Raw genomic sequence first — 12,775 nt, forward strand, 5'->3', positions numbered from 1 at the left:
TCCCTCCGGAAAAACGAACCTCTCCCCCCCCTCGAACGAAAACACCCACCCTCCCGCCAAACCACGCACCCACGACGAACACCACCCCCCCCCCCCCCCCCCCCCCCTCCCCCTCCCCCCCGGCCCTTGCGTATGCGTCCGCGGCCATGCGGCCCGGAACCTGCCGTGAACAGCCGGTGAGCGGCGGGTCGCCGTGATCAGCCGGTCAGCGGCGGGTCCTGGCGCTGCGGGGTGCCTGGGTGGCGCTCCGGCCCCTCGGGCCGTGCGGCGTCGTCCTCCCGGATGACCTCGCCCTGGACGACCTTGCCGTCCGGCCGGTGCATCCGGGCCTGCTGGAAGGCGTCACCGAACGAGCCCGGCGCGTAGGCCGCCCGACGGTCCAGCAGCTTCTGCACCCGGCGCTGGATCGGCTTCGCGGTCGGCGGGAAGAGGCAGAGCAGCCCCAGCGCGTCCGACACCAGCCCCGGCACCATCAGCAGCAGTCCCCCGGCCATCGGGAGCGTGCTGCCGGTGCCGGACCGGGTGCTGCCGGCCGCGGCGGGCTTCGGGGGCGCCGCCGGGTCTCCGGGCTGAAGGCTCTCGGTGAGGTTCTTCCAGGCGCGTCGGCCGGCCCGCTTGATCACATAGCCGCCGACGAGCACGCCCGCGACCAGCAGCAGAAAGACGGTCAGGCCGTTGGTGGCCCCGGCGACCACGGTCAGCAGCCAGATCTCCAGCACCATGAAGGCGGCGATGCCCAACGGCACGAACCGGCGGGCGCGCGAGCGCCGGGGCGGGCGGGGACCGGTCGATGCGGTGGCTCCGAACGTCATGCCTCAAGTGTGCCTGGCGCCTCCCCCGGCACCCCCCGGGGGTTACGCGAGGAACCACGTACGGCAGGCGCGGGCCCGGCTTCTCAGCGGCCGCGGAGCTTGTCCACCCGGGAGCCGACCCCCCAGGCCGTGACCCGCCACAGCGCCTCCACGACGATGTCGCGGCTCATCTTGCTGTCGCCGTGCTCCCGCTCGACGAAGGTGATCGGGACCTCGACGACATGGAAGCCGGCCTGCACGGCGCGGCGGGCGAGGTCGACCTGGAAGCAGTAGCCCTGGGAGGCCACCTCCTCCAGCCCCAGGCCCTGCAGGGTCTCCGCGCGAAAGGCCCGGTAGCCGCCGGTGATGTCGCGCAGCGGCAGGTCCAGCACCAGCCGGGAGTAGGTACTGCCGCCGCGGGAGATGAACTGGCGGTACTTGGGCCAGTTCACGGTGCGCCCGCCGGGCACCCATCGCGAGCCGAGCACCAGGTCGGCCCCCTTGAGGGCGGTGAGCAGCCGCGGCAGCTCCTCGGGCTGGTGCGAACCGTCGGCGTCCATCTCGACGAGCACGCCGTAGCCGTTGTCGATGCCCCACCGGAAGCCGGCGAGGTAGGCGGCGCCGAGGCCCTCCTTGCCCTTGCGGTGCAGGACATGGACCTGTTCGTCGTCGGCGGCCAGCTCGTCGGCGAGCTTGCCGGTGCCGTCGGGGCTGTTGTCGTCCGCGACGAGAACATGTGCGTCGGGGACGGCGGACCGCACCCGCGCGACGACCGGCTTGATGTTCTCCGCCTCGTTGTACGTCGGGATGATCACCAACGTGGTACCGAGCGGTCCGTACTGCCGCTGACCATCTGTCACTGCTGCCCCTTCTCGTCCTTCGTACGCCCGCGCCGGCCGACGGCTACCGCGGCGGCACAGGACAGAAGCCCCACGATAGCGATCGCCCACTCAGGCGCCGCACCGACGCGGTCGGCGAGCGTCGTTTCGTCCCGCAGCGGGATGCGCGCGGAGACCACGCCCTGGGTGAACTCCGGAATACGGTGGGTGATGGCGCCGTCCGGGGCGACCACGGCGCTGATCCCGCTAGTGGCCGCGGTGACCACGGCTCGGCCGTGCTCGACGGCGCGCAGCCGGGACATCGCCAGCTGCTGTTCGGGCTGGCCGGTGCGGCCGTAGGTGGCGTTGTTGGTCTGGATGACCAGGGCGCGGGCGCCGGCCTCGACGGTGTCGTGCACGATCTCGTCGTAGGCGACCTCGAAGCAGATGACGTCGCCGAGCCTGGCGGGGCCGACCTTGAGCACGCCGGTGTGGTCGCCGGGGTAGAAGTCGCGGGGCACCCGCTGGAACCGCGTGATGATCTTGCTGAGCTGCTCCCGGAAGGGGACGTACTCGCCGAACGGCACGGGGTGCTGCTTGGTGTACGAGGCCCCCGGCCCCTTCTTCGGGTCCCAGACGATGCCCTCGTTGTAGACGTAGCCCTCCTTGGAGGGGTGGTCGACGAGCGCGCCCACCAGGACGGGCACGCCGACGGCCTTCACGGCCTCGTCGATCCGGTCGTAGGCCTGCGGGTACTGGAACGGATCGAGGTCGGAGGAGTTCTCCGGCCAGATGACCAGGTCGGGCTTCTTCGCCCGGCCGGCCTTGATGTCGGCGGCGAGCTTCTCGGTGGCCGTGGCGTGGTTGTCGAGGATCTTCATCGGGCGGCCCAGGAAGTCCATGCCGGGCTGCTGGACGTTGCCCTGGACGACGGCGATGTCGACGGTGTCGTCGGCCTTCGTGGGGACGGGGACCAGGAGACCGGCCAGGGCCACCGCGCCGGCCAGCCCGAACGCCTCCAGGGCGGGCACCGCCCGGCGCGCCGCGCCCTTGCCGCGCAGCGCCCACAGGCCGGCGGCGCAGGCGGCCAGCAGGGCGCCGGTCAGCGCGACGGCGAAGGTCACCAGCGGGGCCCCGCCGAGCGCGGCGAGCGGGGTGAACGGCGAAGCGGTGTTCGCGAACGCCAGCCGGCCCCAGGGGAAGCCGCCGAACGGCAGCCGGTCGCGGGCCCACTCCTGGGTGACCCACAGACAGGCGGCCCACAGCGGCCAGGCGGGCAGCCGGGACGTCACGGCGAGCGCCGCGCCCAGCAGCGTCATGAAGAGCGCCTCGGCGACCGAGAGGCCCACCACCGCGTCCCAGCCGACGACGTGGAGCCACTTCAGCAGGATCAAGAAGAACGGCAGCCCGAAGACCAGGCCCGTCCAGGCGCCCTGGCGGGCGGTCCGGCCCCGGGTCAGCAAGGAGAGCGCGGCCACCGCCAGCAGCGACAGCGGCCACAGGTCGTACGGCGGGAAGGCGAGGCCGAGCGCGACACCGAAGACCACCGCGAGGCCGGTGCGCGGCGCCTCCCGCCGGGCCAGCGCGGCGCACCGCCGGACCCGTCCGGGGCGCGTGGCCGCGGCGGTGGCGGCCTCGGCGGACGGCACCGGGTCGCCGGGCATGGCGCCGCTGGCGGCTTCTTCGGTGGTATCGGAACCCGATGGCACGGTCGCGGGCCTCCTGCAAGACGGTCGTGCGGTGTGAGCTGACCGTACATCGGGTGGCCGGGTATGCGGATGCGGGGTGCACAAAAGGTGAATGCCGCGCGCAGGGCCGCGGCGGGTGCGGAGCGGGGCCCGGCGCCCTTCGGGCCGACCTGGGACCCGCTGGCTGCGGGTCGACCGAGAGCCGTTGTCTACTGAGCGTCCGGGCCCCATCCGGGTCGCACCTGCCGACCTGCCAAGACTTTCCGTCGCCCCGTGTCGCTGGTCCTGGACCTGGCTCCCAGTGGCGGTGCCGAAGTGGCGCACCGCCCCATGGCCCAGTTGCGTTCGACGACTGCGCGGAGGTCTCCCGGTCGGACGTCCTGAGGTGGACTCGGCCGAACCTACCGGCCGCCGACCGCCTGCTGTCAACAGGTCCTGCGCCTGCGTCGATTTCGCGTCGTCCCAGGTCAGCCGCGAACGCCCCTTGGTGGGGCGGGCAGCGGCAAGCGCGGGCCGCTACGGCACGAGCCCGTGCGATGTCACTCGTTCGGCCGCTCGAAGACCGTTCGGCCGGCGACGACGGTGCGCAGACACACCGGAAGGTCGCCGCCGGGGGTGAGATCGGGCAGGCCGGGGGTGCCGGAGCGGGGGTCGGTGGACCAGCGCTCCACCCGCTCGTCCGGCGCCTGGACGAGCAGCTCGCCGGTGCGCCAGACCGCGTAGTCGGCGGGCGCGCCGGGCACCAGGACTCCGGCGTCGTCCCGGCCGACGGCCCGCCAGCCGCCGCGGGTGTGCGCGGTGAACGCGGCGCGGGCGGAGATGCCGTGGGCGCGGGTGCGGTGGAAGACCGCGGCGCGCACGGTGCCCCAGGGGTCGAGCGGGGTGACCGGGCTGTCGGATCCGAGGGCGAGCGGCACACCGGCCTTGAGCAGCGCGGCGTACGGGTTGAGGGTGCCGGCCCGCTCGGCGCCCAGACGGGCGGCGTACATGCCGTCCGCCCCGCCCCAGGCCGCGTCGAAGGCGGGCTGGACGGACGCGGTCAGGGCCAGGTCGGCGAAGCCGGCGATGGTGGCTTCGGTGAGCATCTCGGCGTGCTCGACGCGGTGCCGGGCGGCTCGGATCCGCGCCGTGCCGACCCGCTCGGCGGCGGCGCGTACTCCCTCGACGACGCTGGTCAGGGCGGCGTCGCCGATGGCGTGGAAGCCGGCCTGCAGCCCGGCCTCGGTGCAGGCGGCGACATGGGCGGCGACCGCGTCCGCGTCGAGCCGGGCGGCGCCGGTGTGGGCGGCGTCGGCGTACGGGGCGTGCAGATGGGCGGTGTGGGAGCCGAGCGAGCCGTCGACGAAGAGGTCGCCGGCGGCGCCGACCGCCCCGAGCTCACGGATCCGCTGGGCGTCCTTTGCAGATGCGACGAGTTCGGCCCAGTAGCCGACGACGCGCGGGCCGCCGCCCTCCCGGGCGAGGGCGAGCAGCGCGCGGAAGTCGTCCTCACCGGAGATGTCCGGGCCCGCGCACTCGTGGACGCTGCCGATGCCGAGCGAGGCGGCGCGGGCCAGCGCCGCGGCCTGGGCCTCGGCGCGCTGGGCCGGGGTGACGGTGGCGTACGCGGCCCGGCGCACCGCGTGGTGCGCGTCGCCGGTCAGCGGGGCGTCGGCGTCGAAGCCGGACTGCCCGCGGACGCCGGGGACCAGGTCGAGCAGCGCCGTCGTCACGACCGCGGAGTGCACATCGACGCGGGTGAGGTAGAGGGGACGGCCGCCGGTGGCCGCGTCCAGCTCCGCGCGGGACGGCGCGCGCCCCTCCGGCCAGGCGCTGGCGTCCCAGCCGTGCCCCAGCAGGATCCGGTCCGCCGGTCGGGCGTCTGCGTACCCGCGGATCCGGTCCAGCGCGTCGGCCAGTGTGCCCGCACCGGCCAGATCGAGTCCGGTGAGCGCGAGCCCGGTCGCCGTGGTGTGCACATGCGCGTCCGTGAACGCCGGGGTGACCAGCGCGCCGTCGAGGTGGACGACCTCGTCCACGCCCTCGGCGAAGGAGTCGGCGGCGCCCTCCTCGCCGACCCAGGCGATGCTGCCGCCCTCCACGACCATGGCGGTGGCGAAGGGGTCCGCGGGGCTGTGCACCTCACCCCCGCGCAGCAGGACGGTACGGGACGGTGCGTCGGGGATGCGCTCGCTCATACCGGACAGTTTGGCCCCTGTCCGCGGCCGCTCCGCGCGCGGGGGGCGATTGCCGGTCAGATGCGCGGCGGGCGGGCCTCGTAGGGGGTCGACAGCACGACCGTGGTGCGGGTCGAGACGCCGGCCAGCGTGCGGATGCGGGTGAGCAGATGCTCCAGTTCCAGCGGAGTGGAGACCCGGACCTTGAGGATGTAGTTCTCGTCGCCGGCCACGCTGTGGCAGGCCTCCAGCTCGGGGACCTCCGCGAGGCGGTCGGAGATGTCGTCCGGCGCGCTGGGGTCGAAGGGTTTGACCGAGATGAAGGCGGTGAGCGGCAGGCCCACGGCTTCGGGGTCCACGATGGCGGCGTAGCCCCGGATGACACCGCGCTGCTCCAGGCGGCGCACCCGCTGGTGCACCGCCGAGGTGGACAGGCCGGTGGCCTTGCCCAGGTCGGTGTAGCTCATCCGCCCGTCCTTGACGAGCAGATCCACGATTTGTCGGTCCAACTCCTCCACCCGTTCAACCTACTGTGCGCGGGTGCGTATGCGCACCGCGCGCCGGATCGTGGACACCTCCGCGCCGGCCTGTGTGACCAATGCCACACGGGTGAACCGGTGTCGACGGGGCGCCGGCGATTATGCGCCCGGCATGAAGGGAATTGCTGCTGGTGGCCAGGACCGCCCGTCACAGGAAGCCGGCGGTCCGATCGGCCCACCCGAGGGGGATGGACATCATGCGACGCCTTAAGCAGGACTCCGCTGCCGCGAGCATCAGCGCCCAGGAGGGCGACAGTCTCGGCTTCTCCGGCGACGACGGCGCGTACGACGCATTCGACACCTTTGAGATCTTCCGCGTGACCTGCCCCGACTGCCTGCAGCCGATCGCGCTGCTGGCGGACGAGGACACCCTTCCCGAGCACGCCCTGTGCCCCACCCCCTGGAACCCGTTCGGCCTGACGGTGTGCCAGGGCTCCGGCCGTCCGGCGTCCGAGGCACCGGAGACCGACGACACCCTCGACGCCCAGGAGCAGGACGCGGCGATGCTGCTGACGCTCCCCGAGGGCCTGGACTGGCGCCGTCAGCCGTTCTCGCACATCGGCGGTCCCGGTACGCAGCCGCTCCGGGTGCCGCGGATGCGCCGCGGCGCCTGAGCGCGCCACCTCACTCGCCCGGCGGCCGCCGCGGCGCTCACCAGTAGCGGCCCTCGACCATCGCCTCCAGGGTGTCCCGGTGGAGGATCAGCGCATCGGCGTCGGCCGGTACCGGAACCTCGCCGAAGTGCACCTGCCGGTAGGCCACCCGCAGCATGACGATGGCGTGCCGCAGGGCCGCGTAGAGGGTGTGGAAGTCCATGTCGCGGGGCGGGTGGCCGGTGAGCCGGGCGTAGCGGCTCTCGACGCGGTCGCGGCGCAGGAAGTCGGGCAGCCCCCGCTGTCCGCTGCCCTCGGTGAGGTCCTGGAAGAAGCGGTGGAGATAGATCATCCACCCCAGGTCGAGTTCGCGCGGGCCGAGGGCCGCCATCTCCCAGTCGAGGATGGCGGTCGGCTCGAAGCCGTCGTAGACGATATTGCCGATCCGGGCGTCGCCCCAGGTCAGGACGGTTTCGCCGGGGTCCTTCGGCCAGTGCCGGGGGTCGGTGAGCCAGTCGAAGGCCCGCTCGATGAGCGGTGAGTGCGGGCGCCCGTCAACCACCCATGCGTAGTAGGCGCGTTGGGCTTCGACGTGCCGGCGCAAGGCGCTGCCCGTCCCCTTGGTGTCGAGGAAGTCGGCGGCGCCCACCGGGACTTGGTCGTGCAGCCGGGCAAGGACCGACACACTCGCGGCCTCCAGCCCGTCGCGTTGCGCGTCGGTGGCGTCATGCAGCCAATTGCCCTCGTACGTATAGGGCATGACGTCCGGCGGGACGCGTCCGTCGGCGCGGGCCATGACGAAGAACGGGGCGCCGAGGTGTGCCGGGTCCTCCTCCAGCCAGAGGGTGCGGGGCACCGGCAGGTCGGTGTGCTCGGCGACCAGGCGCATGGTGCGGTACTGCCGGACCATGTCGTAGCGGGGGAAGACGGTGTAGGCGGCCGGGTCGGCGGCGAGCCGCAGCGCGCAGGAGCGCGGGATCCCGGGCGGGGCCGACGGCCCGGGAGGCGGCGGACCGGGGTGGTCGATGTCGAAGAGCAGCGTCTCACTGGACATGCCGTTGGAGTCGGGGACGGTCGCGGCGGTGGCGCGGGCCCCGGGCAGCCGGGTGCCGAGCCAGGCGGTGAGCCGGCAGGTGAGGTCCTCGGGGTCCCGGGTCGTGGTGCGCGGGCGGCGGTCCGCGGGTACGCCCGCTGCGGGCGGCTCCGGGGGCGACGGGTGGTCGGTCATTCTCCCGCCTCCTGGGCGACGGAGTCATAGCCGGTGAATCCGCTGGGGTCGTGCCGGCCGAAGCTGCCGTGCTCGAAGATGCCGTGGCCGGTGCGGCCGTCGAGGGTGAAGCGGGCCGCGTGGTCGGTGACGCCGTACGCGGCGAGCGGGTGCGCCGAGGGGTCGGACAGGTCGTAGCTGCGGCGGTCGGTCCAGCCGCGGCCGCGCCAGGTGCCGTGCTGCCAGTCGTCGGCGGGCGGGTAGCCGGCGCCGACGGCCAGGGGCGAGGAGGTGAGGATCTCGGCGGTCAGCTCCATCGGCTTGCGGGTGGGGTCGGTGAGGTGGATGACGGCGCGCTCGGGGTGGCGGGTGCCGGGGCGGTAGCCGATGTCGGTGTGGGGCCAGCCGAGCTGGACGTCGGGGCGGCCGTCGCGGACCAACCGGGCCTCGTTCAGCGTGCGATGGCCGTCGGCGTCCTCCTGGACGATGACCATGACGAAGCGGTCGTCGAAGCGCACCGGGCACCAGATCCAGTGGAAGCCCTCGGGCCGCAGCTCCTCTCCCGCCCGGCCGGCGTCCTCCCCGGGGATCGGGCGTACTCCCCAGCTGCGGTCGCGGGTTCCGGTCCACTCCCCCGCCGTGACGGCGAGCTCCTGGCCCGCGACGCGGATGCGGCCGGTGCAGGTGCCCGCCTGGACGAACCGCCGGCCCTCCAGCGTCAGCCGGTCACCGCGGTACTGGGTGTGGTGCGGCTCCCAGGTGGCGGGAAACGCCGCGGTCCAGGTCAGGTCGTACGCCAGGCCGTCGGGGTCGGCGGGGTCCGGGGCGCAGGTCAGCCGCAGGCGGGCGAGCGGTTCCTCGACGGTGATGGTGAGCGGGCCGACGGTGAGCGCCAGCCGGTCGTCGGTGAGCGCGTCGGAGGCCCGTACGGCGTGCAGGCGGTCGCCGAGGCGGAGCGTGGCGTAGGCGTCGATGACGCCGGTGTTGGGGTAGACGCCGAGCCCGGCGATCAGCAGCGCACGTCCGGAGTGGTCCATGACGTGGAAGATGCACCGGTCGTAGGCGTTGCGGTCGCCGGTGGCGACATGCCGCATGGACAGCGGGGCCTGGTGGATCGGGTACTCGTCGAGTGCGATGGGGCGGTCGGGCACGGTCTCCTCCTGGGCGCACGGTCGGCAGGGGGTCGCCCGGTGTGCGGTGCCGCGGCGGGGAGTTGACGGTACGTCAGGTGAGAACGGACGGCCAGCCCCCGGGAGGAGGTACCGCGCCCGACGGCCGCATCCGGCCGTCCACGCGCGGGACGGGGCCGGGGCGGGGAAGGTCGCCCTCCCCCGCCCCGGCCCGGTCTCAGCGGGTCTCGGGTCCCGCCAGATGGCGGGCGATGACCATGCGCTGGATCTGGTTGGTGCCCTCGACGATCTGGAGGACCTTGGCCTCGCGCATATAGCGCTCGGCCGGGAAGTCGAGGGTGTAGCCGTAGCCGCCGAGGAGCTGGACGGCGTCGGTGGTCACCCGCATCGCGGTGTCCGTGCAGAAGAGCTTGGCCATCGCCGCCTCCTTGGAGAACGGCAGTCCGGCGTCGCGCAGCCGGGCGGCCGTGAGGTAGAGGGCGCGGCCGGCCTCGACCTGGGTGGCCATGTCGGCGAGCATGAAGCGCAGGCCCTGGAAGTCGGCGATCGGGCGGCCGAACTGCTGCCGCTCGGCGGTGTAGGCGAGCGCTTCGTCGAGCGCGGCTTGGGCGACGCCGATGGCGCAGGCGGCGATGCCCAGGCGCCCCGAGTCGAGGGCGGACAGGGCGATGGCGAAGCCCTGGCCCTCCTCACCGAGCCGGTGGGAGTCGGGGATGCGGACGCCGTCGAAGTGCAGCTGGGCCGTCGGGGAGCCCTTCATGCCCATCTTGCGCTCGGGCGCCGCTGCGCTGAGGCCCTCGGCGTCGCCGGGGACCAGGAAGGCGGTGATGCCATGGGCCCCGTCGCCGCCGGTGCGGGCCAGGACGGTGTAGAAGTCGGCCACGCCGCCGTGGGTGGTCCAGGCCTTGGTGCCGTTCAGGATCCAGGTTCCCCCGCTCTCGCGCGTGGCGCGCGTGGTCAGGGAGGCGGCGTCGGAGCCCGAGGAGGGCTCGGAGAGGCAGTAGGCGCCCAGCAGACCGCCGCCGAGCATGTCGGGGAGGTGTTCGGCGCGCTGCTCCTTGGTGCCGAAACCGGCCAGGGCGTGGCAGGCGAGGGTGTGCACGCTGACGCCGAGGCCGACGGTCAGTCGCGCGGCCGCGAGCTCCTCCAGGACCTGGAGGTAGACCTCGTAGGGCTGGCCGCCGCCACCGAACTCCTCGTCGTAGGGCAAGGAGAGCAGGCCGGACTCCGACAGCAGGCGGAAGAGCTCGCGGGGGAAGCGGCCGGCGTCCTCCTCCTCGGCGGCCGCGGGCCTGACCTCGCGCTCGGCGAGCTCGCGTACGAGGGTCAACAGATCGCGGGCTTCCTCCGTGGGCAGCCTGCGGTCCACCGGCCGGGGGCCGTACTCGGTCATGGCGGCGCTCTCCTCCCTGTCGGGCGCTGCGGCGACGCGCGCGGGGATGGGCGGCGGCGCCGGTTTCCGTCGTGCCAGGCCGATGATCGCGTTCCGGGTCTCGGAAGGCGATGACCTGCGGCGGTGGCGCTAGGAGTATGCCCGATCGGAGGCCCGGCGTCACGGGTTGATCATCACCGGCTGCGCGGACCCGGCAGGCCGCCTCCCACCGTCGGCCGGAGAAGTCTTTACCCGCTGGTCATGAGATTGGTCCGAACCATTGACGCAGTGGTCTAGTCCTTCTAACTTTTCCTCCAACGTTCAACGCGTTCATGCCAATTCGGAACGCAGGTCAGGCTCCACCCCTCGCCCCCCTCCGAGGAGACGACATGCTCAGACCGCACCGGATACGATCACCGCGCGCGGTGATCGCCGCCGCCACCGCGCTGTGTACGGCGGCGCTGGCCGGCACCCTGCTCGCCGGACCGGCCTCGGCCCACCCCTCCGGCACCCCCGCCGCACAGGGCCGATCCGCGGCCCACCCGGCCGGCACGACGGCGACGCCGGCCGCAGCGGGCGACAAGGTCGTCGGATACTTCACCAACTGGGGTGTCTACGACCGGAACTACCACGTCAAGAACATCGAGACGTCGGGCTCGGCGGCCAAGCTGACGCACATCAACTACGCCTTCGGCAACGTCCAGGGCGGCAAGTGCACCATCGGCGACTCCTACGCCGACTACGACAAGGCCTACACCGCCGACCAGAGCGTCGACGGCAAGGCGGACACCTGGGACGACGGCGCGCTGCGCGGCAACTTCAACCAGCTGCGGAAGCTCAAGAAGCTGCACCCCAACCTCAAGGTGATCTGGTCGTTCGGCGGCTGGACCTGGTCGGGCGGCTTCACCGAGGCCGCCAAGAACCCGGACGGCTTCGCGCAGTCCTGCTACGACCTGGTCGAGGACAAGCGCTGGGCGGATGTCTTCGACGGCATCGACGTCGACTGGGAGTACCCCAACGCCTGCGGCCTGAGCTGCGACAGCAGCGGCAAGGACGCCTTCACCAAGGTCATGAGGGCGCTGCGGTCGAAGTTCGGCCAGAACAACCTGGTCACCGCGGCGATCACCGCGGACGCCTCGAACGGCGGCAAGATCGACGCCGCCGACTACGCGGGCGCGGCCCAGTACGTCGACTGGTACAACCCGATGACGTACGACTACTTCGGCGCCTGGGACGCGAAGGGACCGACGGCCCCGCACTCCCCGCTCTCGTCGTACAGCGGCATCCCGAAGGCCGGCTTCAACACCACCGACACCACCGCCAAGCTCAAGGGCCTCGGCATTCCGGCGAACAAGCTGCTGCTGGGCGTCGGGTTCTACGGCCGGGGCTGGACGGGCGTCACCCAGGACGCGCCGGGCGGCACGGCGACCGGCGCGGCGCCGGGCAGGTACGAGGCCGGCATCGACGACTACAAGGTGCTCAAGAGCCGCTGCCCGGCCACCGGGAAGGTGGGCGGCACCGCCTACGCCAAGTGCGGTGACCAGTGGTGGAGCTATGACACCCCGGAGACCATCGGCACGAAGATGGCCTTCAAGAACGCCCAGGGCATGGGCGGCACGTTCTTCTGGGAACTCAGCGGCGACACGGCCAACGGCGAGCTGATCAAGGCGATCAAGTAGCGCCGACGGCAGCAGCACCGGCGGGCGGGGAGGCGGCGGCCTCCCCGCCCGTTCGTCGTGCGGCGGCGCGCCGGAGGGGGTCAGGCGGGTGGCCTGGGTGGGGCCGGGCAGCTCGGTTCGTACTCCTCGATCAGCCGGAGGGTGTCGCCCAGGCCGCGCACCAGCAGCGAGACCACCGTCTCGCGGGGCAGCTGCTGCTCGGCGATCCAGTCGAGGGTGACGCCCTCGACGCTGGAGAGCCAGCCGGTCAGCGCGGTGCGGGCGAGCGGCGGGAGGTCCTCGCGGCCCCAGGCGCCGCGGGCGATGGTGCCGAGCAGCCGGGCGCGTACGGTGTCGCGGATCGCCAGCACCTCGGCGTCGAAACCCACACCGCCCGTGACGATGGCGCGATAGGCGGCCTGGTGGTGCTGGGCGTAGCGCAGATAGCCTTCGACGGTGCGCTCGACGCGTTCGACGGGCGGAAGGTCATGGGTGCTGCCGGCCCGCTCGACCAGTTCGGCGACCGCGTCTTCGATGATCGCGAGGTAGTAGCCGCGCTTGTTGGTGAAGTAGTAGTAGATCAATCCCTTGGCGACCCCGGCCTGACGTGCGATGTCGTCCATGGACAGCGCGTCGTAGGAGGTGTCGGCGAACAACTTCCGTCCGGTGGCTATCAGTTCGGCGCGGCGCGCCTGTGAGCGTCCGGTCCCGCGGGCGGCCGGCGAGCCGCCCCCTCCCCGCTGTTGACTCTTATTCAAAATCCGCCCTAGTCTCCAACTGCCAAGAGTTTTGCGCAGTATGACAGAGCGTCATGATCCGCGGA

Annotated in this window: 11 protein-coding genes; 2 read left to right on the top strand and 9 right to left on the bottom strand. The window is 72.8% G+C overall.

Going from position 1 to position 12,775, the window contains the following annotated elements; translation table 11 throughout:
- Positions 1-197: 197 nt before the first annotated feature.
- From fxsA to ACZ5XZ_RS34480, 5 genes are all read right to left on the bottom strand, one after another.
- Complete coding sequence (gene fxsA, locus ACZ5XZ_RS34460; RefSeq protein ID WP_468985469.1) at positions 198-812, bottom strand: FxsA family membrane protein; 615 nt, start codon at positions 810-812, stop codon at positions 198-200.
- 83 nt (positions 813-895) lie between these two features.
- Complete coding sequence (locus ACZ5XZ_RS34465; RefSeq protein ID WP_468985479.1) at positions 896-1,651, bottom strand: polyprenol monophosphomannose synthase; 756 nt, start codon at positions 1,649-1,651, stop codon at positions 896-898.
- A complete protein-coding gene (gene lnt, locus ACZ5XZ_RS34470) occupies positions 1,648-3,318 on the bottom strand; it encodes an apolipoprotein N-acyltransferase (protein WP_468985480.1) in 1,671 nt (556 codons plus the stop codon). Before lnt ends, ACZ5XZ_RS34465 begins: the two co-directional genes overlap by 4 nt.
- 518 nt (positions 3,319-3,836) lie before the next feature.
- A complete protein-coding gene (locus ACZ5XZ_RS34475; protein WP_468985482.1) occupies positions 3,837-5,474 on the bottom strand; it encodes an amidohydrolase in 1,638 nt (545 codons plus the stop codon).
- Positions 5,475-5,530: 56 nt separating this feature from the next.
- Complete coding sequence (locus tag ACZ5XZ_RS34480) at positions 5,531-5,971, bottom strand: Lrp/AsnC family transcriptional regulator (RefSeq protein ID WP_077194248.1); 441 nt, start codon at positions 5,969-5,971, stop codon at positions 5,531-5,533.
- Between the two features lie 209 nt (positions 5,972-6,180).
- On the opposite strand from ACZ5XZ_RS34480, the gene ACZ5XZ_RS34485 reads away from it, so the two are divergent.
- Positions 6,181-6,606 carry a hypothetical protein gene (locus ACZ5XZ_RS34485; protein WP_468985487.1) on the top strand — a complete coding sequence of 142 codons (426 nt, stop codon included), beginning with the start codon at positions 6,181-6,183 and terminating at the stop codon, positions 6,604-6,606.
- A gap of 37 nt (positions 6,607-6,643) precedes the next feature.
- On the opposite strand, the gene ACZ5XZ_RS34490 is transcribed toward ACZ5XZ_RS34485, so the two are convergent.
- From ACZ5XZ_RS34490 to ACZ5XZ_RS34500, 3 genes are all read right to left on the bottom strand, one after another.
- Positions 6,644-7,813 carry a phosphotransferase family protein gene (locus ACZ5XZ_RS34490; RefSeq protein ID WP_468985489.1) on the bottom strand — a complete coding sequence of 390 codons (1,170 nt, stop codon included), beginning with the start codon at positions 7,811-7,813 and terminating at the stop codon, positions 6,644-6,646.
- A complete protein-coding gene (locus ACZ5XZ_RS34495) occupies positions 7,810-8,943 on the bottom strand; it encodes an Rv3169 family protein (protein ID WP_468985492.1) in 1,134 nt (377 codons plus the stop codon). The genes ACZ5XZ_RS34490 and ACZ5XZ_RS34495 overlap by 4 nt, the downstream gene beginning before the upstream one ends.
- 196 nt (positions 8,944-9,139) lie before the next feature.
- On the bottom strand, positions 9,140-10,315 hold the full coding sequence (locus tag ACZ5XZ_RS34500; RefSeq protein WP_468985494.1) for an acyl-CoA dehydrogenase family protein: 1,176 nt from the start codon (positions 10,313-10,315) through the stop codon (positions 9,140-9,142).
- A gap of 368 nt (positions 10,316-10,683) precedes the next feature.
- On the opposite strand from ACZ5XZ_RS34500, the gene ACZ5XZ_RS34505 reads away from it, so the two are divergent.
- Entirely contained in the window at positions 10,684-11,973 is a 1,290-nt protein-coding gene (locus tag ACZ5XZ_RS34505) for a glycoside hydrolase family 18 protein (RefSeq protein ID WP_468985497.1), read from the top strand.
- Between the two features lie 80 nt (positions 11,974-12,053).
- On the opposite strand, the gene ACZ5XZ_RS34510 is transcribed toward ACZ5XZ_RS34505, so the two are convergent.
- A complete protein-coding gene (locus ACZ5XZ_RS34510; protein WP_468985499.1) occupies positions 12,054-12,710 on the bottom strand; it encodes a TetR/AcrR family transcriptional regulator in 657 nt (218 codons plus the stop codon).
- Positions 12,711-12,775 lie beyond the last annotated feature (65 nt).

Source organism: Streptomyces sp. NPDC033270 (genome assembly GCF_055576575.1).

Coding starts and splice junctions, on each gene's coding strand:
- fxsA (WP_468985469.1), bottom strand. CDS start 812: ATGACGTTCGGAGCCACCGCATCGACCGGTCCCCGCCCGCCCCGGCGC.
- ACZ5XZ_RS34475 (WP_468985482.1), bottom strand. CDS start 5,474: ATGAGCGAGCGCATCCCCGACGCACCGTCCCGTACCGTCCTGCTGCGC.
- ACZ5XZ_RS34485 (WP_468985487.1), top strand. CDS start 6,181: ATGGACATCATGCGACGCCTTAAGCAGGACTCCGCTGCCGCGAGCATC.
- ACZ5XZ_RS34490 (WP_468985489.1), bottom strand. CDS start 7,813: ATGACCGACCACCCGTCGCCCCCGGAGCCGCCCGCAGCGGGCGTACCC.
- ACZ5XZ_RS34500 (WP_468985494.1), bottom strand. CDS start 10,315: ATGACCGAGTACGGCCCCCGGCCGGTGGACCGCAGGCTGCCCACGGAG.
- ACZ5XZ_RS34505 (WP_468985497.1), top strand. CDS start 10,684: ATGCTCAGACCGCACCGGATACGATCACCGCGCGCGGTGATCGCCGCC.